The following is a 21,160-nucleotide window of genomic DNA, read 5'->3' as shown; positions in this document are numbered from 1 at the left end:
GTCTCAGAGCCGGCTCGCCAGTTCCACCAGCATTTCGGCGCCGCGCACCACTTCATCCATGTCGACATATTCGTCGATTGCATGCGCCTGTTCGATCCGGCCCGGGCCAAAGATCACGCAAGGCGTTCCCGCCCGCGTCAGCTTGCTCGCGTCCGACCCATAGGGCACGCCGATGACTTCAGGGGAATAGCCGGCTTCTCCCACCACTCTCGCGAGCTCGGCGACGACCGTGGCATCATGCGGCACCTCCATAGAAACCGAGTCGATGAAGGGCCGATGCACGATGACCTCGGCGCCTTGTGCTTTCGTTTCGGCAAAGGCGCGCACCACGCCCACGATCTCCATCCAGGCTTCATCGCCCGTCTGGTCTGGCAAAGTGCGGAAGTCAAACGTCATTGCAGCGCGCGGTGGCACGGTGTTGGGTCCCTCCCCCGCCTGCATCATCGTGCAGGTCAATGTCCGCCGGCCGAGCAACGGATGGCTGCGTTCCGTAGACGCCATGTGGTCCGAGAGATGCGCGATGAGCGCGGAGCCGATCACCAGCGCGTTGATGCCTTCTTCAGGCCTGGCGGAATGCGCACTCCGCCCTTTCACCTCGATCACGAAACGGATCACGCCTTTGCAGGCGCTGACGACGGCAAGACCGGTCGGCTCGCCGGCGATCCCGAGGTCATAGGGACCATGATTGCGAATATGGTGCTGGACACCCTTGAAGGTCACCTCCTCGTCGATTGCAGCGACGAAGGTCAGGTCGCACCGTGTGCCGCGCCGCTTCACAGCACGCATCGCCAGCATGAACATCGCCAGGCACCCTTTGTCGTCCACTGAACCGCGCCCATGGAGGCGTGATCCCTCGATCAGGGGCGTGAAAGGGGCCTCCATGCCGTCGACCTGCACCGTATCTGTATGCCCTTCCCAAATCATGCGCGGTGCGTCCACAGCGCCCGCAAGTCGCGCCACGACGTTCGGCCGTCCCGGCAGAACTTCCTCGATCTCGGTCTCAATCCCCTCGGCCTTGAGCCAATCGGCAATGAATGCGGCGACCCGCGCTTCACCGAACCACTCCGCAGGCAGGTCCGGCTTCTGGAATGCGGGATTGATGCTTGGGATCGCAACCATGTCGCCCAGAAGGCTGGCGACGTCATCCCGCGTGATCCTGCCCTGCACCACCATTCCTGATCCTCAATTGTCTGCCCGACCCCAGGCGCTGGGCGAATTCCTAGAACGAGTCTCGCCCGAAAGGAACCGCCCGCCCCCAAACGACAGCGCCCGTTCGCGCCGGCATGTGCGGCTCAAAGGATCGGACTGAGCCGGCTGATCGCCGCGAAGCGCTCCCAATTCTTCCTCGCCGCTGGCGTCCAGGCCGCTTCCGCGATCGCATTCAGCCGTGGAAAGACCAGATGGTTGAAATAGGCCCTGGAGATGAAATTCTCGCTCCAGATACAGGCTTGGATGCCCTTGAGGCGGCTCTTGAGCGATTCAGGGAAATCGCCTTCGGCTTCGTAAGTGTAGGTCAGATGCGGCGGCACGGTGCCGGCCCAGCTTGCGCCGGGCTCCAGCCAGTCCTCGGCCTGCACCATGTCGAGATAGTAGGCCTGGCCGGGCGTGATCACCACGTCATAGCCCTCTTCCGCAAGCTCGATGCCGACCTTCTGGTTCTCCCAGGCCATCAGCAGCGTATCTTTGGGATCAACGCCGCCGCCATGGGCGACCTCGTTCCAGCCGGCGAGCTTCTTGCCGCGCGCATCGAGCATCGCCTTGACCTTGCTGAGAAAATGGGACTGAAGGCCGAAGGTGCCGTCGATCCCCTGCTCTTCCATCAGCTTGTGGCAGAGCGGCGAGGCAAGCCAGGAATTCTTGGCCACTTCGTCGCCGCCGACATGGATGTGGTCGGACGGGAAGAGCGTCACCAGCTCGTCGAATACCTTGCCGAGGAAATCATAGGTATAGGGGATGGCCGGGTTAAGCGCATTGTTGGGATAGCCCTGCACCGAGCGATAGCTGTCCGGCGCCTCCTGCCCGTCAACGAGTTCGGGAACCGCGAAAAGCGCAGCCGTGCAATGGCCGGGAATGTCGATCTCCGGGACGATCTCGACATGGAGTGCTGCGGCATGCGCAACGATCGCCCGCACCGTCTCCTGCGTGTAGAAGCCCTCGCGAACCTCGGCGCCATCACCGAGCTGGGGTACCAGAACCTCGCTCGGGCCCCGGCGCGCACCGATCGTGGTCAGGGCTGGATAGGCCTTGATCTCGACGCGCCACGCCTCGTCGTCGGTCAGGTGCCAATGGAAGATGTTGAGCCGGTTCCAGGCCAGGATGTCGATCAGGCGCGACACGTCCTCGGCCGGATAGAACTGACGGGAGACGTCGAGATGGCAACCGCGCCAGCCGTAACGCGGCCGGTCGGAAATGCGCCCCTGCCTGGGAAACTTGAACTTGGCGGAATCGGTTCGCGCGCCCTGTAGCAGTTGCGCCAGCGCCGTCAGGCCATATTGCAAGCCGGCCGCATCCCCGCTCGTCAAGCGAATGCCGTCCGCCGCGAATTCGATCTCATAGGCCTCCTTGGCCAAGGGCGACGATGCGAAGGTGAGCGGCAACCCGCCGTCGACCGCGGCGAGCGTGAAGGGAACGTTCGCCACCGGCAACAGCCGCCGGTGAAGCTGAAGCACCGCCGCCATCGCTTCGAGGCTCGCGGAGCTTGTGCCCTCTGCTGGATAGAGCGCCACCGGCACGGCTTCTGCCGCCGTGAGGCTCGCCTCGGCCGGCCACGGCAATAGCGCGAAGGGCTCGGTGAGCCGACCCTCGGGCAACAGCGGCAGCGCGCTGGTGCTCCTGGCCCCTTTCAGCATCAGGTCACCAAAGCCAACGGGACGGACGCGTCCGTCACTCAAGGTCAGATAGGTGGATTTCACGCCGTCGGTGCAATGCTTGGCCGGCCGGGTTAGGCCGGAGACCCGGAAAGTCCAACGCTCGCCGGGCGCGAGGGCCACCTCGGCCGGCGGGGCATATTCGTGGAAGTTGGCGTTGCGGCGCAGCAGCTTGGCTCCCTCGCAGACATGGGTATCGGCTGTCCGTGTCAGCGATGTATAGGCGAGCCGAAAGCCCTGAATGGTTTCGCCGCTGAAATTGAACAGCGTGAATTCGAAGCGGCCGGTCGTGCCTTCGATGGGTTCCCAGGAGGCTTCAAGATGGAACGGCATGGAGGTCATGTGAAATGCTTTCCGATTGCGAATGAAGAGCGAATTGGGGGCGGAGATCAGGAGGAACTGCCGATCATGCCGCGATAGATGCCAGGCCATGATCCGGGGATTTCGAGCGCATCGAGCCGTTTGCGATAGAACTCGACCGGACCGGGATCGCCGATGATGGCATAGGCATAACCCGCCTCACGCAATCCCTCGAGCACCGCAAAAAGCAGCGCCTCACCGATGCCCTTGCCGCGTTGACCCTCGGCGACGCCGGTCGGACCGAAGAAGCCTTTGGCGGTCGCGTCGCCACAGGCAAAGCCCAGCATCCTTCCATCCTTGACCGCGATCCAGGTCATGATGGGATGCGATCCAAAACCCGTCTCGCTTTCGGCGGCCCATTTGGAACCGAAATGTTCTTCGATCCAGCCGAGCACCTGGCGCCGCTCCGGCGTCAGGGCGCGGCGGATCTCGATGCCGTGGGCCTCCACTTTCGTGATGTCGTGGGCTGGCAGGTCGTAGAGACGGACCAGAAGATCAGGCATGAAGGGCAGGCTCCCGTGAGGATTGATGCATCTCCACATGATGATAGACGAAATGGCCGGGGGCAACTTCCCGCGCCTCCGCGACCGGCCGGCGCGCCGCATCGCGAACGCTTTCGGCATGCTGGGAGAAGGACCGACCGGCCGCGCCGCCGCCGGCGGTGATCCTCGCAGCCGGATCGGGCACGGCTGACAGCAGCAGTCGCGTATAGGCATGTTGGGGATTGCGGATGACGCTTTCGGATGGACCATATTCGACGATCTGGCCCGCGAACATCACAGCCGTGTCCTCGGCGATATAATTCGCCGTCGCGATATCGTGGGTGATGTAGAGAAAGCTGATGCCACGATCGACCTTTAGCCGGCGCATGAGATCGAGCACCGAGCGACGGATCGAGACATCGAGCATCGAAGTCGGCTCGTCGGCCACGATCAGTTGGGCGTCGACGGCGAGCGCGCGGGCGAGATTGACGCGCTGCCGCTGGCCGCCCGAGAGCTCATGCGGATATTTGTCCTGCGTCATGTCAGGATCGAGTTCGACTTCGGCAAGCGCCCCGCGCGCCGCTGCTTCGAGCTGATCACGCTTGAGGCCCCGATGCAGCATCAGCGGCCGGACGAGGTGATGGCGGATCTTGTGCGCCGGATTGAGCGCGGCGAACGGATCCTGGAACACCATCTGCACCATGCCCAGATAGTTCATCTGCTCGGCGCGTGTCGTAAGCCCGGCAATATCCCGCCCGCCGAACAAGATGCGGCCGGCCGTGAGTCCAAAGAGACGTGTGACGGCCCGGCCGACGGTCGACTTGCCGGATCCCGACTCGCCGACAACAGCCAATGCCCGTCCTGCCTCGAGCTTCAGCGACACGTTCCGGAGCGCCTCCACGCGTTTCTCCGCGCCGAAAAGCGGCTTCAGCGTGAAGGTCTTGGTGACGTTCTGGAGTTCCAGAAGCGGGCTCTCCATCACACGGCCTCCATCGCATGACCCAGCCGCGGCATCGCAGCCCAGAGCCGACGCGTATAGTCATGCCTTGGTGCGCGGACGATGTCGGCAACCGGCGCGGTTTCCACGATCTCACCCTTCAGCATGATCGCGATCCGGTCGGCGAATTGCGCCATCAGCGCGAGGTCGTGGGTGATGAAGAGGATGGAGAAGCCGAGCTTGTCCTTCAGCATCATGATCTCCTGCAGGATCTCCCGCTGCACGACGACGTCGAGCGCAGTCGTCGGCTCGTCCATGATCACCAGCTTGGGTTCAAGGGCGAGTGCGATCGCCAGCACGACACGCTGGCGCATCCCGCCCGAGAGCTGGTGCGGATAGTCGTCGAGCCGACCGGCTGGGATCGACACCAGCCGCATCAGCACTTCGGCCCGTGCCCGCGCCGCATCGCGACCCAGACCCTCGTGCCGCGCCAGCACATCGCGAAACTGCTCGAAGATCGTCAGGACCGGGTTCAGCGAACTCATCGCACTCTGGAACACCATGGATGCCTTGCGCCAGCGCCATTGCTCCAGTGCCTTCGACGTGAGCGCCAGAACATCGACGCCGTCGATCCGGATATCGCCCTTCGAAATGATCGCTGGCGGGCGATGGAGCCGCATGAGCGCGAAGGCGATGGTCGATTTCCCGCAGCCGCTTTCGCCGGCGAGCCCCATGACTTCGCCGCGGCCAATATGGAAATCGACGCCCTTCACGGCTGTGAAGAGACCGTTCTGGGTGAGGAAGTCGACCTGCAGGCCGCGCACGTCCACGAGATTGGAGGAGGTGTCCATTTCAGGCTTCCTGCACGGCGGCGCGGGCGCGATCCAGCTTGCGCTGTTTCCTGACCGCCTCGTTGACGGTGCCGAGAGTGCGCAGCCTGGGATTGGAGATCTCGTCGACGGCGAAGTTGATCATCGACAGGCCGATGCCGATGACGGCAATCGCGGTTGCCGGCGCGAACACTTCCCACCAGGCGCCGACGCTCATCGCCGATGCGGTCTGGGCATTGTAGAGCATGGTGCCCCAGGACACCGCGAGCGGATTGCCGAGCCCCAGGAATTCGAGCGTTGCCTCGGTAATGATCGTGTAGATGACCGAACCGATGAAATTGAAGCCGATGATCGACAGCAGGTTGGGCATGAGTTCGACCACGATCATCCGCCATTTCGGTTCGCCGATCAGCTCGGAAGCAAGGATGAAGTCGCGTTGCCGGAGCGTCATGGTCTGCGCCCGCGTGACGCGCGCGCCCCAGGCCCAGGAGGTCAGGCCGATGATCAGCGCGATCACCAGCGGGCTTGCCTCGCCGACAAAGGCGGCGATCACCAGCAGCAGCGGCAGTTGCGGAATGACGAGCGCGATATTGGTGACGAAGTTGACGGCCTCGTCGATCCAACCGCCGAGGTAGCCGGCCATCACCCCGAGCGTCACCCCGATGATCGTGACGATCGAACCCGCCAGCAAGCCGATGAACAGCGAGGTGCGCGTGCCCCAGATCAACTGGGTGAAGACGTCGCGGCCCATGCGGGTCGTGCCGAGGATGTGGGGGAGCGACGGCGCCTCATGCGGCCGGCCGACCCGCTTGATCGGATCGTGGCCGGTAATGACCGGCGCGAGCAGCGCCACAGCGACATAGACGAGAAGGATGGCAAGGCCGATCATGGCCTTGCGATTGCGGAGGATAGGCGTGAGCAATCTCTGCATCGGTCAGGCCTTCCTCAGTCGCGGATCGAGCAGAACGTAGACGAGGTCGACGATCAGATTGGCCGAGAGCATGGCGAGCGTCATGACCAGCAACTGGCCCTGGATCAGTGGGTAATCGCGGGCGACGATGCCGAGATAGAGGAGATGGCCGAGGCCCGGATAGTTGAACACCACCTCGGTCACCAGCGAGCCGCCCATGACGGCGCCAAGCGTGATGGCGAAGGCGGTCACGCTCGGCAGCAGCGCATTGCGTGCCGCATAGTTGAACATCACCCGCCTGTCGGAGAGGCCCTTGGCCATGCCCATCACGACATAATCCTCGCCGAGCTGGCCGATCATGTTGTTGCGCATGGTCACGAGGTAGCCTCCGATATGCACGAAGGCGAGCGACATGACCGGCATGACGGCGTGGTAGAGTGCACTCGACAGAAATGTCGGCGTCAGGCCGGGGTCGAGCTGCGGATCGAAGGCAAAACCGGTCGGGAACCAGGCGAGCAGCAGGCCGAAGACGTAAAGGCCCGTTAATGCCACAACGACAGCCGGGATCGACTGCAAAGCCAGCGCCCCTGGCGAGGCGACCGTGTCAAGCACGCTTCCACGCCGCCAGGCAGTGTGAACACCGAGCAGCGAACCGGTGAAGAAGGCGAGGACGGAGGCCGTGCCCGCAAGCGTGATCGTCCAGGGCAATGCGTGGCCGAGCACCTGACCCACCGTCAGCGGATAGAATTTGATCGAGAAGCCGAGATCCCAGGTGAAGACGCTCTTCATGTAATCGAGAAACTGCAGATGCAGCGGACCGGAGGCAAAGCCGAAGGTCTCGATGAGCGCCTCACGGGCTTCCGTCGGCAGCGACGAATTTGCGCGCGCGAACATCGCATCGATGGGATTGCCGGGCATCAGCCGCGGAATGAAGAAATTGATCGTCGCAGCCGTGAAGAAGGCGGCAATGTAGAAGGCCAGTCTACGCAGGATGAAGGACATCGATCTGTCTCCGGCAGCATCCGAACAGGATTATCAGTCGGCAATTCGGTTCAGGACTGAGCCTGAACCGAATGTGCATGTCCGGGAGGGAGAGACCGGACGCGCCAAGGGCTGTTGGTCGACAGTTACTGCGCGACAGGCTTCGGAGCGACCGGCCGCAGGGCGAGCAGGTGCAGCAGCCGTTCCGGCACGCCGCCATAGACGACCGGACGGGCGACCGGATTGTCCGCGTTGAACCAGCCGGTGAAGCGCTTGGTGTTGTATTCGTACCAGAGCGGATTGTTGAACACCGCGACGAACGGCAGGTCGGCGCCGAGGAGGTCCTGAATCTTGTTCATGATCTCGACCTGCTGGGCATGGTCGTTGGTCTCGTAGAACGAATTCAGCAGCTTATCGAGTTCCGGGTTGCTGTAATGCGGCGAGGCATAGCGCGTCTTGCCCTTGTTGCGGGAATTGAGCGCCTCGTCATACATGAAATGCGGGGTGACACCGGTGCGGAAGGAATTGACGGCCACGTCGTACTTTCCCGATATCAGCGCGTCGGTCCAGCCGGGAACGTCAGGCGTTGAAAGCTTGGCCTGGATGCCGACTTCGGCAAGTCCCTCGATCGCAAGCTGGCCAGTATTGACCCAATCGGTCCAGCCGTTCGGCACGATGATGTCGAAGCTGATCTTGCTGCCATCAGGATTTTCGATGAAGCCGTCACCGTCAGCGTCTTTGAAGCCGGCCTTTGCGAGCTCCGCCTTGGCACCCTCGATATTGTATTTCGAGTAGACGCCATATTTCTCGTCCACCTTTGGATTGTTCCAGGAATGAAAGGCGCGGCCAAGACCCGAGGGATATTCGTTGAGTGTCGGATAGCCGTAACCGGCAATATCGACCATGGCCTGCCGGTCCATTGCCATCGAGAAGGCACGACGGAAGGCCAGATCATGGAAGGCCTTGTTGTTGCCCTCGTTTGCCGTCTCCCAGTTCAGAGAAAACACGACCATGGAGCCAGCCGGGAACCAGTAACCGTGATGCTTGGGATCGGTGCCGACATAGGTCTTCTCGATATCGGGCAGAAAGGATCCGAACCAGTCGAGTTCACCCTTGGCGGCGAGCGCAATCGTCTGGTCGTTGCCGGCCACCTGCGGGAAGCGCATGCAGTCAACTTTGAGGGTGGCGTTGTCCCAGTAGTTCGGGTTGCGGCACTGGACATATTCCTGCGGGGTGAAGCGGCGCACATCGGTCAGCGGACCGCTGCCCACAGGCTTCGGATTGGTGAAGGTCACGGGATCCTTGACCGATGCCCAGACATGTTCCGGCACGACATAGACCTGCACGATCTTGAAGATTAGGCCGCTATTGGCGGTCTTGTAGCTGATCTTGACCGTGTGCTCGTCCGGCGCCTCGATGCCCTCGATCTGGTCCCAGATCGCCTGCAGGTCGAGCGCCTTGTGCTCCTTGATCATGTTGAAGGTGAAGACGACGTCCTTCGCGGTGAAGGGCTTGCCGTCAGACCATTTCGCATCGCGCAGCTTGAAGGTGACGCTTTTGAGATCGTCCGAATAGGCGAAGGATTCCGCCAGCCGAAAATTCGGCTCGCCGTCCTTCAGCGCGTTGAAGATCACCAGCGGCTCATACATGAAGTCTTCCGCCGAGGGCACGCGGGTGGTCGTGTTGAAGGGATTGAAATTCTCCACCCACGCCGTCGTTTCATCCGGCAATGCGGTCAATATCACTTCTGCCTTTGCGGCGGCCGGCGCCATGACGCCAGCGAGCAACGCTACCTTCAGGATCGTCTTGATGTTCATGTCCGTTCCCCATCCATGGGACGCGGGTTCCTCCCCCGGTCCGGTTAGCGGCGTCATATCAGCGTAGGACTTCAGGCAAAGTCACCCTGCAATACCGGCAAGAACCGCGGCAAAATCGTAAAAACCGGAAATTCCGCTGAAGTCGAAAAAACCGGCTTCGCTTTCTCCGCAATTGTATAGATTGGCGGCAACTGTCCTCGATGGGGAGACTGCAGGGAGGCATGCCGGATACGATGCATGAACGCGAACAATGCTGAGGGCATTGTCGCCAGCCGGATTTCGCGGTCGCCTGCTGCTCATCCTGCTCGCGATCAGCCTGCTGCCGCTTTCGGCCACCGCCTTCGCTTTCTTCTATATCCTCAATCGCAGCGTCACGGCGGAGACTTCGGCCAAACTCGCCTTCGTGCGAGACGCCAAGCGCAGCGAGATCGAGCAATATCTGACCTTCGCGACGCGCCAGGCCGAGAGCCTCAGCCAGTCGAATGCCGTCAAATACTCGATCGGCGACTTCTACGGCTTCGCCTATGCCTTCCGCCAGATCGATCCCTCGCCCGAAAAGGCGACCGCGATCCTGCACCAGATGTTCGGCATCGATCATGATGGCGGCGCCGAAGCGCAACTGCCCAAAGACAACGACCTGATGCTACGGGCCGCACTCGAATATGCCAATGCCCACCAGCAGTTCCACGACGATTTCGTGAGCTTCGTCACCACCTCGGAATTCGAAAACCTCTATCTCATCACACCGGATCAGCGCGTCGTCTATTCGGTCGAGAAGGATCGCTATCTCGGCACGGACCTCAAGACCCTGGTCGCGCCGACCCCGCTCTCACGGCTCGCGCGGGCCATGGCAGGCGCTCCGAGTGGGCGCCGCATTCTGGTAGGCGATTTCACCACGGATCCGGTCACTGGCAAGTTTGCCGCTTACATCGCCGTCCGCGTCGCCTTCTACAACAAGGTGCGCGGCATGGTCATCTTCCGCCTGGGTATCAAGGGCCTGAACGGCATCGTCCAGGCGCAGAAGGGGGAGACCGGCAGCCTCTATCTTCTCAACTCCGGAGGGCTTTATATTTCCGCACCGCCGGGGCGAAAGCCGGGGAACAAAAGCGATGGGTCGACCATCGATCCCGCGGCCACGCCGTCCGGCGCGGCACTGGTCCAGAATGGACTCGGTGGCGTGCCGGCGCTTGCCGCCGGCACGCAGCTCTATTTCGGCTCGGTGCCCTGGAGTCTCGTCGCCGAAGTGCCGGAATCCGTGGCCTTTGCCGACAGCAATGCGCTCAGGAGGATCGTTCTGACGCTGGCGCTCGTCCTGCTGCCAGTGCTTGCCGGCATCGTCTACTATCTCTCGGGCACGATGACGCGGCCGGTGCAGCGTCTGACTGATGCTGCAGGTGCGATCGCCGACGGCAATCTCGATCACGCCATGCCGGCGATCCGCAATCCCTCCGAGCTCGGCCGCCTGACTGCAAGCTTCACCCGCATGCGCGATGCCGTCAGCGAACAGCTCAACCTCATCAACCAGAAGAATGCGGAGCTCGAAAAGCAGGTCGGCCTGATCGAGGAGAAGAACAAGGCGCTCGAAGAAGCGGACCGGATGAAGGATGCCTTCGTCGCCAACACCTCCCATGAATTGCGCACGCCGCTCAACGGCATCATCGGCATTTCGGAGACGCTTGCCGCAGGCGTCGCGGGCGAGCTGACCTCGGCCCAGCGCAGCCAGCTTCAACTCATCAGCTTCAGCGCGCGACGGCTCTCGCGCCTGGTGGACGACCTGCTCGATCTCTATCGCATCCGCCAGGGCCGCATGCGGCTCGATATTCATCCGGTCCATATCGCGACCAGCGTCAGCAATGTGCTGAAGATGTGCGAACCTCTGCTCCGCGGCGAGCCGGTCGCCCTCAAGGTCGATATTCCCGAGGATATCCCCTTCGTGCTGGCCGATCCTGTGAGGTTCGAGCAGATCCTCTACAATCTGCTCGGCAATGCGATCAAATATGCCGGCCAGAGCACGATTTGCCTGGCAGCGGAGTCCATCGGCAAGGACATCGCCATCAGTGTCGAAGATACGGGCGTCGGCATTGCCAGCGACAGTCTCGAACGCATCTTCCAGCCGCTCGAACAGGCCGCCTTCGGCGACGGGACGCGCGGCCCATCCGGCACTGGTCTCGGGCTGACGATCGCCCGCCAACTCGCGACCTTCCTCAACGGCAAACTGACGGCCCATTCGGTGCTCGGCGAAGGATCCCGCTTCATGCTGATCTTGCCGGCGGCGACCGTCGAGCCATCCTATATCGACTATTTCGGCGAGGAGCTCGACCAGAAGCGCCTGCACGAGACCGTCGACATGATCGCGCGGAGCCAGATCGTTGCGGACGTGCCCGCGGTACCGGGGGTGCCGCTGGTGCTGGTCGTCGACGATGAGCCGATCAACATCCAGGTACTCCGCAATGTTCTACAGCCGGTCGGCTACGCCGTCCGCGCGGCAGAGAGCGGCGCCGACGCGCTGGCCTTCATCGACCGCATCAAGCCTGATCTCGTCGTGCTCGACGTGATGATGCCCGGCATGAGTGGTCTCGAAGTCGCCAAGGCGATCCGCGAGCGCTACGACCTCCTCGATGTGCCGATCGTGATGGTGACGGCGCGCAGCCGCACGCGCGACGTGATTGCCGGTTTCGAGCACGGTGCAAACGACTATGTGGTCAAGCCCTTCGTCAAGGATGAACTCCTGGCGCGCGTAGCGACCCTGCTCGAGGCAGCGCGCGCCCGCAGCCAGCTACGCGAAAACTCGTCACTGAAGGCCGAGATCGACCGGCGCGTTCATGTCGAAGAGGCATTGCGCCTGTCGCAACAGCGTATGGCGAGGCTGCTGGATATTTTTGAGGTCGCGATTCTCTGCACCGACCGGCAGAGCCGGATTACCTATGCCAACCAGACGGCACTGCGCCTGTTCGACCTGCCGGCGGTCCCCGAGGAAAGCTCGCTTTCCGGGCTCCTTGGAAACGAACTAGCCAGGCAGATGCAGCAGTCGATCGCCCAGGAGGGCGAATTCTTCACTGGCGACCTCCGTCTTGGCGGCCATGCCTCGAGCCTCAATGTTTTCGAGCTCGATAGCAGCAATGGCGGCGGTCTCGCTCTCGTCATCCAGCCGGTCGTCGACGGCGATGTCAGGCAGAATGCGCGCACGGTCCGCCACGTCCTCGGCGCGATCGACAGCGTCGGAGCCGACCTTGCCCTGGCGGCAACGGAGCCCGAAAGCATTGAGCCCGCCTTCGTCGAACTTCAAACCGTCAAGGTAGGCCAGGGGACATTTCGGCCGATCCTCGTTGAGGTCATGAAGCACAGTCTGGAACTCTGGAAGGCGGCAACTGGCAAGGGCAAGATCGATTTCGCCGAACGCAGCGGAATCTGGCGCGTGAGCTTCGACCGCTCCTCCCTCCAGGCCAGGACGCTCGACAAATATCTTCTCATCGAGACCCTGCCGCTTAAGCCACGCTGGCGCGATGTGCTTCGATCCGGCGAGTTCGTGTTGGCCCATGTATCGAAAAAGGGTGGGCAGGATGGCGAATACAAAGAACTGGAGCACATCCTGCACCGGGATCTCGAGCAGCTTCGCTCGCTCCTGCGAGATGGGCGGAATTCGTACTGAGCGTATGTACGGGACACCGTAGACCTAACGGTCGCGAGGCAATAGCAACCCGCCGTCGCCGTTCATGCGCGAGAGATTTGCAACCACAGGGTCATCAGTGGGCACGCAGGTCGCGATGACGGCTTGCGATAACCTCATGGCCCGTCCTCTGATATCGATATCCTTGCTCCGCTAAAGTGGTCATGCCACGTCGACTGCGGAGCCGTTGCGACAGTCCCCCGAAAGTGTCAATCAGCAATGTCGACTGGATTTTCGAAGGCGTTCTTCATTGCCACCGACATGGGGATGCGCAGGTTGATGCCGTGGGGCACAATCGGAGTCATGAACCACTTGGTATAGATCTTCTCGATCTCTCCACTCCTATAGATCTTCGAAAGCGCGGCATTTACTGCCGTCTTGAAAGGAATGTCGTCATGACGCATCATAAGGCCGTAGGGTTCCGGCGGCCGCAGGGCATCATCGGAAATCAGATAGGCATCTGGTTTTGCCGAACTGGCCACCATGGTCGCCAGAAGGATGCCATCCATCACGAAAGCCGAGGCGCGCTGCTCCGTGACCATGGCGAAGGCGGCCTTGTGGCTGGCCGACGGGATCACCGCAAGATGAAGCCCCCGCTCACGGTTGACGGCATTTAGCTGACCGATATTCACCGTTCCCGATGTCGAGGTCACCGTGCGTCCGGAGAGATCGGCGATTGTCCTCAGGTTGCTCTCCTTCAGGGCGACAAACTGCGTCGCCGTCATGAAGTGGCTATAGGAAAAGGCAAAATTCCTGCGCCGTTCAGCATTGTTGGTGCTTGCTACACATTCCAGGTCGATCGAGCCGGTCTTCAGCAGTGCGAAGCGGTCGCTCGGCGTTCGCAGGACGTATTCGATCTTCAGGTCTGACGGGCCGATCGACTGCCGGATCTCGTCGACGACCCTGACACAGATATCGATCGAATATCCGATAACGCTGCCATCCTTGTCCAAATAGGAAAATGGCGGGTCATCTGCCGCATAGCCGATCCGGATCGTATGGGTTTCAGCCAATCTATCCAATGTCGACGACGGCGTGCCCGCGAAACAACCACTTGCAAACAAGGACGACATGAGCGCCATGGCAACGGACAAGATAAGACGTTTCATCGATTTTCCCTCGATTTGGCGGGTTGGCACGCGCGTGGATCAGTCCATGAACTCCATGGGATGAGCGAATGCCTGCTTGAGTACCGGAGACATAGGCAAATTGAGATTCATGCCATCGGGCGGTATCGGAGACGTAAACCATTTTGCGTAAAGAGGTTCGATCTCGCCACCGGTGAACAGTTGATGCAACGTGTCGTTGACTACTGTCTTGAACGCCTCATCGCCGCGCCGGATCATGAGACCATAAGGTTCCGGCTTGCTCAGCATGTCACTGGACAGCTGGTATTTCGATGGATTGGGCGTGTTGGCGACCATGGCAGCCAATAGAATACCATCCATGACAAAGGCGGACGCTTTGCCCGATACCACCAGGGCGAAGGCTTCCTCATTCGTCTTGGTAGGGACGACGGCGATATTCAATTTCCTTTCCTTATTGAGCGCGTTGATCTGGTCGATGTTGACCGTTCCCGATGTCGAAGTGACGGTACGGCCGGCCAGGTCCGCTATGCTTTTGATATCATCCTCGCGCCGGGTCACGAATTGCGACGCCGTGAGAAAATCTGGATAGGAGAAAGCTACGGTCTTGCGCCGTTCGGCATTGTTCGTCGTCGCGGCGCATTCGATATCGATCTTCCCGGTTTTCACGAGGATGAATCGTGTCGCCGGTGTCGCGAGGACATATTCGACTTCCAGCGTGTCGAGCTTCAAGTGCCGTTTCACGCCTTCGACAACCCTTTGGCATAGATCCATCGAGAAGCCGATAATGGCGCCATCCTTGGTCTTGTAGGAAAAGGGCGGCTCCGCGTCGCGATAACCGAGCGTGATTTTGCCGGTTTTCGCAATCTTCTCCAGAGTGCCCTCGGCGCTTCGAGCGGGCTCTGCTAACGCGAGCAGGCTCGCGAGCAGGCAGAAAGACCGTATCAAGTTTCGCATCTGCTTTTCCTCGATTTCAGATAATGTTGCGGATCAACATCCTGTCTAATCATGCCAAACCAACACGCCTTGGCGCTGCTGGAGCTTCGATTTCGTAACTGATGTCTTCGAGAGGTCGGGGTCTCGCAAAATGATAACCCTGTGCGGTGCCGCAGCCTGCCGCTCTAAGCAGCACAAGCTGCTCCTCCGTCTCGACGCCTTCGGCGGTGACGTCCATATCCAGCTGTCGGGCCAAGCCGATAATGGCTCCGACAATGGCGCGGCATGCTGGTCGTGTTGCCAGATCGGCCACGAATTCCCGATCGATCTTGACCTTGCTGAAGGAGATATTGGCAAGGTAATGCAGCGACGCATAGCCGGTGCCGAAATCATCGAGCACGATGCTGATGCCCATGTCGCGCAGTGCGTTCAGGGCGGTATTGCTGGCAGGTCCGGCGAGAAGCGCCGTTTCGGTTATTTCCAACTCCAGCCGAGATGCGCGAAGCCCCGAAAGCTGCAGCACGTCAGCAACGGTTTTGGCGATCTCCGGCAGGCGGAGCTGGACCGCCGACAGATTGACCGCCAGCTTGAGATGTTCCGGCCATGAGACAGCATCTCGGCATGCACGGTTGAGAACCCATTCTCCAAGCGGCGCGATAATGCCGGTTTCCTCTGCAAGAGGGATGAAGCGGTCCGGGGGGATAAAGCCATGCTGCGGATGGCGCCACCGGACCAAGGCTTCGAAACCGCAAACGGCATTGTCGGCCAAGTTGATGATCGGCTGATAGTGGACTTGGAACTCTTCGCGCTGCAGGGCCAGACCAAGATCGATCTGCAGGGCATGCTGATCCTGAGCGATCATGTCCATGCCTTCCTCGTAAACGATGAATGTGCCGCGCCCGGCAGCCTTGGCACGGTAAAGCGCCAGATCGGCGCCCTGAAGCAATTGAGTAGCAGACGCGCCATGCCGCGGAGAGCAGGAAATACCGATGCTTGTGCCGACGATCACCTCATGCCCGTCGAGAGTGAAGCCGGCTGCGATGGTCTCGAGGATGCGAGACGCCAGCTTACGTGCCTCAAGTTCTGCATCGCGCGCGACACGCTGGATGACGGCAAATTCATCGCCACCCAGACGGGCAGCAATATCACCGGGTCCGAGCACCGAACTGACCCGTTGCGCGGTTTGAACCAGAAGGGCGTCACCACAGGCATGGCCCAGTGTGTCGTTGACGGCCTTGAAGCGATCGAGGTCCAGCATCATGACATTGAATGCGTCTTGGGAGGTATCTGCCAGGACCTCGTCAAGCGATTTCATCAGCAAGGCCCGGTTCGGCAAACCGGTGAGCGCGTCGTGATGGGCCATATGCTCCATCTGCACCGCCATGTCGCGAATCTGCCGTAGCCGGCCGCGCTCGACGACCGCCTCGCGCAGTGTTTCGATCGCGACCGCCATGTCGCCCAGTTCGTCCTTGCGATCTTGAAATGGCGTGGCGATGTCGGTCTGCTCGTCGGCGATCCTGAGCGTCGCCTGCACCAAGACCGGCACCGGCCGGAACAGGCGCTTGACCAGCGACGTGACCGCAACGCTCGTTAGTATCAACACAACGAGAAGCATGATCAGCGAGTTGCGGATCAGTTTCCCCTGGGCGCGGTAAAGCTCTTCGGCGCTGCCGATACTGACAGCCAGCGCGCCAAGCACTTTCCCTTGCGGGGAGACGATGGGCAGCAGACCAAGATAGTGTTCCTGCCCGCCGATCGTCGCAAACCCGGTGGCGAAGCGGCCCTGCTTGCCCTCGACGCCGAACAGTGTTTCGTCTTCTGGAGGCAGCGGCGAAGCGCCCGCTTCTTGATCTTGGGCGGATGTGGCGATCGTGACAAAAACGCCGGCGGTGCCATCGTACTGAAACAGCCAAGTGTCGTTCTTCGTTTGCGCACTGATCAGGGCAAGAACGTCGACGGGATTGTATCCGGTCGCCAGAACGGAATCGTCGTCTCCCACAGGCAGGCTGGTGACGATGCCGTTGACTTGCCCGCTTTCATCCGCATTCACCGCCACATAAGTGTAAATGCCTCTGAGCGTGGCGCTCGCGATCTGGGTGTTGATGCGCGCCTGGGTGTTCCACTGCTCCTTGGCTGCGTCGACGAACATCGACCAGCCGACAAGCGCCCCGATGACATAAGCAAACATCACTCCGGCGAGGAAGAGGAGCGTGAGTTTGCCGAGAAGCGAACGCCGCCATCGCGCTATCCTTTTGGAAAGTGCGGTCGCTCCACCAGTCTCTCTCACCGGTTCATTGCCCGGCTCTGGAATAGTCGCTGGGACGTGAACATGATTTGCACCACTTATGGTCAAAGAAGGACACTTCCCCAAAGTGAACGGCAATCCGACGATGATCAATCGTTCACCATCGTCCGGATCAATGCGTGGCATCGGCGCACGGACCTGATTTGGGACCTTAACTGTTAGCGCATTGAAGAGTGATTAACTTGCGACGGCGTGACGAGCCGATATTATGGCCGAAATCGACGGCAAACTCCCAAGAAGGCGGCGTCACCATACTGGCTTGGGGGATGCCTTCGCCAAGATCGACATGTGCGGCGCGCGACCGGAAAGTCGGGTTGGGCCGCGAATTCGTGAAGCAGTTCGTGCATTGCCCGGCGCCTGCCCGGCATCAGGCGCCGGGCAACTTGATGCCTGTCACCGTAACATAGACTGCATAGAGCGATGTCGTCCCGGTGATGAACAGCCGGTTCCGCTTTTCGCCGCCGAAGGTGAGGTTCGAAACGAATTCGGGGATGTGCACCTTGCCGATCAGGGTGCCGTCCGGATCGTAGCAATGCACGCCGTCGCCGGCGCTGGTCCAGATACGTCCCTTGGTATCGACCCGGAAGCCGTCGAACATGCCCACCGTCGCCTCGGCGAAGACACCGAGTGAGGTGAGCGAATTGTCGGCGTTCACGGCGAATTTGCGGATGTGCTTCGGCCCATCCTTGAGGTGCGAGGCGCCGGTATCGGCCACGTAGAGCAGGCCCTCGTCAGGAGAAAATGCAAGGCCGTTGGGCTTCACGAAATCGGCGGCGACGCGTGTGATGGCGCCGGTCGAACCATCGACCCGATAAACATGGCAGCCATCCACCTCCTGGACGCCATAATCGCCCTCGTAGTCATGCAGGATGCCGTAGGACGGATCGGTGAACCAGATCGAGCCGTCGGATTTCACGACGACGTCGTTCGGCGAATTGAGCCGCTTGCCCTCGAACCTGTCTGCGATCACCTCGATCCGGCCGTCATAACCGGTGCGCGTCACCCGCCGGCTGAGATGTTCGCAGGAGACGAGCCGCCCGGTCCGGTCGACCGTATTGCCGTTGGCGTTGTTCGAAGGCTCGCGAAACACCGAGACACGGCCCGATGTTTCGTCATAACGCAGGATGCGATTGTTCGGAATGTCCGAGAAGACGAGATACCGGCCTGCGGCGAACCAGGCCGGACCCTCGAGCCAGCGTGCTCCTGTCCACAGGCGCTCGACCCGCGCATGGCCGACGAAGCAGGCTTGGAAACGGTCGTCCAGCACCTCGAAGCCCGTGCCCTCTATTTCTCCGAACATCCCCTTGCCTCCCATGCTTTGCAAATCTATGTTATCGATAACAAATGTAGGGCTCGGATCAAGTGATTTCGTCGCCGGACTTTTCCAGCGATAAGCAGACTTTTCAACCAGCGAAGAGTCTGCAAGATCAAAGCATGCCAGGCTCAGGAGATTCAAGGGAAGTCAGGTGGCCGCGAACAACTCTCAGGATGGAAAGTCGAGAGAACTCGGCAACCAGGCGACCATGGCCGATGTCGCGCGCCATGCCGGCGTCTCGACCATGACCGTATCTCGTGCCCTTCGTCATGACGGCGTCGTTTCCAAGGCTACGCGGGAGAAGATCGAAGCGGCGGTCAATGCGCTCGGCTACGTGCTCGACCAGTCGGCCGGCAGCCTGTCCTCGGGTCGCACCGGTTTCATCGCCGCACTGGTGCCATCGATCAACAATTCGAATTTTTCCGATACCGCACGCGGCATAACGGACGCTCTCGAGAACAGCGGGCTGGACCTGCTGCTCGGCTACACCGACTATTCCATGGAGAAAGAAGAGAAACTCGTCGAATCCATGCTCCGCCGCCGGCCCGAGGGGATGATCCTGACCGGCGGCACGCATTCGCAGCGGGCGCGAAAACTGTTGCGCAATGCCGGCATTCCGGTCGTCGAGACCTGGGATATCCCGCCGGACCCAGTGGACCAGGTCGTGGGCTTCTCCAACAAGGAGGCGATGGCGCTGCTGGTCCGGACGCTCGCAGCCGAGCGCGGCTATCGCCGTTTCGGCTATATCGGCGGCACGACCGAGCGCGACACGCGCGGCAATCAGCGCAAGGAGGGTTTCCAGCAGGCGCTTGCTGAACTTGGCCTGCCGCAGGGTCGCGTCATCTCCTTCGGCATCCCGCCGATTTCCACCGAACAGGGCGGCCAGGCGATTGTCTCGATGCTGGAGCGCTGGCCGGATACCGAAGTCGTGCTCTGCGTTTCGGACCTCTCGGCCTTCGGCGCGCTGATGGAGTGTCAGCGGCGCGGCATGAAAGTGCCCGGCGACATTGCGATTGCCGGCTTCGGTGATTACGAAATCTCGGCCTCCTGTTATCCGCGCATCACGACGATCAATGTCGGATGCTATGACATCGGACAGCTTGCGGCCGGCCGCGTGCTGCAAGCGCTGCAGGGCAAGGGCCGCGGCTCCGACGAAATGACATTGACACCTTATCGCGTCGTCCTCCGGGACAGCGCCTGACACTTCGAGGCCACCATGACCAGCTTTAGAGAGACCATTGCCCTAACCCACCGCGGAGCCCTTGACGCGCTGGCCGCAGCCGTCGCCAAGGCCGAGGAAATCGGCGTGCCACAGAATATTGTCATCGTCGATGCGAGCGGCGTGCTGGTGGGCAGCGTCCGGATGGATGGCGCAAAATATCTGTCGATCGAGACCGCCACCGGAAAGGCGCGCTTTTCGGCATCCCACAATGCACCGTCGGGCAACCTGCCCTTCGAGGCGGGCGTGACATTTGCCGTCGTGACCAAGGGCACGGCGACCAACCTGCCCGGCGGCCTGCCGATCCGCTTCGGCGGAAAGCTCGCTGGCGGCATCGGCGTCGGCTCGGGAACCGGCGATCAGGATCTGGTCGTCGCACGTGCAGCCCTTCAGGCGATCGGCGCAGACGAAATCTAGAAAGCGATCTGAACCTTCATCGACCTGTTGCGATCACCGGCAGTCTCGAATGCCGCAACGGCATCGTCCAGCGCGTAGACGCCCGTCAGCAGCGGCTTCAGGTCGACCCTCTTCCTGTTGATCAGGTCGACAGCCAGTCCGAATTCCTGATGGAAGCGGAACGTGCCGCGCATCTCGATTTCCTTCGCGACAATCATGTTCTGCGGGATCGCGATATCGCCGCCAAGGCCGAGCTGCACAAGAACCCCGCGCGGCGCCAGCACCTCTAGCCCGGAACGCACTGCGCGCTCGTTGCCCGAGGCTTCGAACATTACGTCGAAATATCCTTTGTTGGCACCATAGGCGGCAAGCTGCTCGGGGTGCTCGGCGACATTGATCGTCCGATCGGCGCCGATCTTCGCGGCAAGTTCGAGCACGCCGTTCATGACGTCGGTCGCCACGATCTCGCGGGCGCCATGTGCACGGGCCGCGATGATCGCGAGTGCGCCGATCGGGCCGCAGCCGGTGACGAGCACCCGCTTGTTGAGCAGCCCGCCGGCGCGATTGACCGCATGCAGCGTGACGGCAAAGGGCTCTGCCATCGCCGCCTCGTTGATCGAGACGCCGTCCTCAACCTTATGGCACTGCCAATCCTCGGCGACGAGGGTCTGGCGAAAGGCGCCCTGGATGTGTGGAAAGGGCATGGCCGATCCATAAAAGCGCATGTTGAGGCACTGGTTCTGCTGCCCCTTCAGGCAATAGAGGCAGGTGTTGCAGGGCCGGCTCGGCGATATCGCAACCCGATCCCCGACGGCGAGATTCGAGACGCCAGATCCCAATGCTGTGACACGCCCGGCCACTTCATGGCCGAGGATCATCGGCTCCTTGAGCCGCACCGTGCCGAAACCGCCATGGTTGAAATAATGCAGATCGGAGCCGCAGATGCCGCCGGCTTCGAGCGCGATCTCAACCTGGCCCGGACCGGCTCGCTCTGGTTCGCGTTCCTCGATCCGGAGGTCATGGGCTGCGTGGATGACGATGGCTTTCATGACT

General features: G+C 61.3%; 16 protein-coding genes. 3 read left to right on the top strand and 13 right to left on the bottom strand.

What is annotated here, in order from left to right; genetic code table 11:
• Nucleotides 1–3: 3 nt before the first annotated feature.
• The 8 genes from AC2YI2_RS17500 to AC2YI2_RS17465 all read right to left on the bottom strand — a co-directional run bounded on the left by AC2YI2_RS17500 (nucleotide 4) and on the right by AC2YI2_RS17465 (nucleotide 9,184).
• Nucleotides 4–1,173 carry a M20 family metallopeptidase gene (locus AC2YI2_RS17500; RefSeq protein WP_487387772.1) on the bottom strand — a complete coding sequence of 390 codons (1,170 nt, stop codon included), beginning with the start codon at nucleotides 1,171–1,173 and terminating at the stop codon, nucleotides 4–6.
• Between the two features lie 119 nt (nucleotides 1,174–1,292).
• A complete protein-coding gene (locus AC2YI2_RS17495) occupies nucleotides 1,293–3,209 on the bottom strand; it encodes a beta-N-acetylhexosaminidase (protein WP_487387771.1) in 1,917 nt (638 codons plus the stop codon).
• A gap of 47 nt (nucleotides 3,210–3,256) precedes the next feature.
• On the bottom strand, nucleotides 3,257–3,730 hold the full coding sequence (locus AC2YI2_RS17490) for a GNAT family N-acetyltransferase (protein ID WP_487387770.1): 474 nt from the start codon (nucleotides 3,728–3,730) through the stop codon (nucleotides 3,257–3,259).
• Entirely contained in the window at nucleotides 3,723–4,688 is a 966-nt protein-coding gene (locus AC2YI2_RS17485; RefSeq protein ID WP_487387769.1) for an ABC transporter ATP-binding protein, read from the bottom strand. The genes AC2YI2_RS17490 and AC2YI2_RS17485 overlap by 8 nt, the downstream gene beginning before the upstream one ends.
• Nucleotides 4,688–5,497: an ABC transporter ATP-binding protein gene (locus AC2YI2_RS17480; protein WP_487387768.1), complete on the bottom strand. Its 810-nt coding sequence runs from the start codon at nucleotides 5,495–5,497 to the stop codon at nucleotides 4,688–4,690. Before AC2YI2_RS17480 ends, AC2YI2_RS17485 begins: the two co-directional genes overlap by 1 nt.
• Nucleotide 5,498: 1 nt before the next feature.
• Nucleotides 5,499–6,407 (bottom strand): ABC transporter permease, encoded by a 909-nt coding sequence (locus AC2YI2_RS17475; protein WP_487387767.1) that lies wholly within the window; start codon nucleotides 6,405–6,407, stop codon nucleotides 5,499–5,501.
• Nucleotides 6,408–6,410: 3 nt separating this feature from the next.
• Nucleotides 6,411–7,388, bottom strand: coding sequence for an ABC transporter permease (locus tag AC2YI2_RS17470; RefSeq protein ID WP_487387766.1), 978 nt, complete (start codon nucleotides 7,386–7,388; stop codon nucleotides 6,411–6,413).
• A 125-nt stretch (nucleotides 7,389–7,513) separates the two neighbouring features.
• Nucleotides 7,514–9,184 (bottom strand): ABC transporter substrate-binding protein, encoded by a 1,671-nt coding sequence (locus tag AC2YI2_RS17465; protein ID WP_487387765.1) that lies wholly within the window; start codon nucleotides 9,182–9,184, stop codon nucleotides 7,514–7,516.
• 250 nt (nucleotides 9,185–9,434) lie between these two features.
• On the opposite strand from AC2YI2_RS17465, the gene AC2YI2_RS17460 reads away from it, so the two are divergent.
• Entirely contained in the window at nucleotides 9,435–12,833 is a 3,399-nt protein-coding gene (locus AC2YI2_RS17460) for a response regulator (RefSeq protein WP_487387764.1), read from the top strand.
• 227 nt (nucleotides 12,834–13,060) lie between these two features.
• Here the strand turns inward: AC2YI2_RS17460 and AC2YI2_RS17455 are convergent, their stop codons facing one another.
• The 4 genes from AC2YI2_RS17455 to AC2YI2_RS17440 all read right to left on the bottom strand — a co-directional run bounded on the left by AC2YI2_RS17455 (nucleotide 13,061) and on the right by AC2YI2_RS17440 (nucleotide 18,477).
• Nucleotides 13,061–13,960 (bottom strand): amino acid ABC transporter substrate-binding protein, encoded by a 900-nt coding sequence (locus AC2YI2_RS17455; protein ID WP_487387763.1) that lies wholly within the window; start codon nucleotides 13,958–13,960, stop codon nucleotides 13,061–13,063.
• A gap of 39 nt (nucleotides 13,961–13,999) precedes the next feature.
• Nucleotides 14,000–14,893: an amino acid ABC transporter substrate-binding protein gene (locus AC2YI2_RS17450; RefSeq protein ID WP_487387762.1), complete on the bottom strand. Its 894-nt coding sequence runs from the start codon at nucleotides 14,891–14,893 to the stop codon at nucleotides 14,000–14,002.
• Nucleotides 14,894–14,942: 49 nt separating this feature from the next.
• A complete protein-coding gene (locus AC2YI2_RS17445; protein WP_487387761.1) occupies nucleotides 14,943–17,303 on the bottom strand; it encodes a putative bifunctional diguanylate cyclase/phosphodiesterase in 2,361 nt (786 codons plus the stop codon).
• A gap of 241 nt (nucleotides 17,304–17,544) precedes the next feature.
• On the bottom strand, nucleotides 17,545–18,477 hold the full coding sequence (locus tag AC2YI2_RS17440) for an SMP-30/gluconolactonase/LRE family protein (protein ID WP_487387760.1): 933 nt from the start codon (nucleotides 18,475–18,477) through the stop codon (nucleotides 17,545–17,547).
• A gap of 223 nt (nucleotides 18,478–18,700) precedes the next feature.
• On the opposite strand from AC2YI2_RS17440, the gene AC2YI2_RS17435 reads away from it, so the two are divergent.
• Complete coding sequence (locus AC2YI2_RS17435; protein WP_487387857.1) at nucleotides 18,701–19,693, top strand: LacI family DNA-binding transcriptional regulator; 993 nt, start codon at nucleotides 18,701–18,703, stop codon at nucleotides 19,691–19,693.
• A 15-nt stretch (nucleotides 19,694–19,708) separates the two neighbouring features.
• Complete coding sequence (locus AC2YI2_RS17430) at nucleotides 19,709–20,128, top strand: GlcG/HbpS family heme-binding protein (protein WP_487387759.1); 420 nt, start codon at nucleotides 19,709–19,711, stop codon at nucleotides 20,126–20,128.
• Here AC2YI2_RS17430 and AC2YI2_RS17425 read toward each other — a convergent pair.
• The gene (locus AC2YI2_RS17425) at nucleotides 20,125–21,156 is read right to left on the bottom strand and encodes an L-idonate 5-dehydrogenase (RefSeq protein ID WP_487387758.1); all 1,032 of its coding nucleotides are present in this window, start codon (nucleotides 21,154–21,156) and stop codon (nucleotides 20,125–20,127) included. The genes AC2YI2_RS17430 and AC2YI2_RS17425 overlap by 4 nt on opposite strands.
• Between the last annotated feature and the right edge of the window lie 4 nt (nucleotides 21,157–21,160).

This window comes from Rhizobium sp. SRI_017, from assembly GCF_057586295.1.
This window is presented reverse-complemented; position numbering and strand designations above follow the sequence as displayed.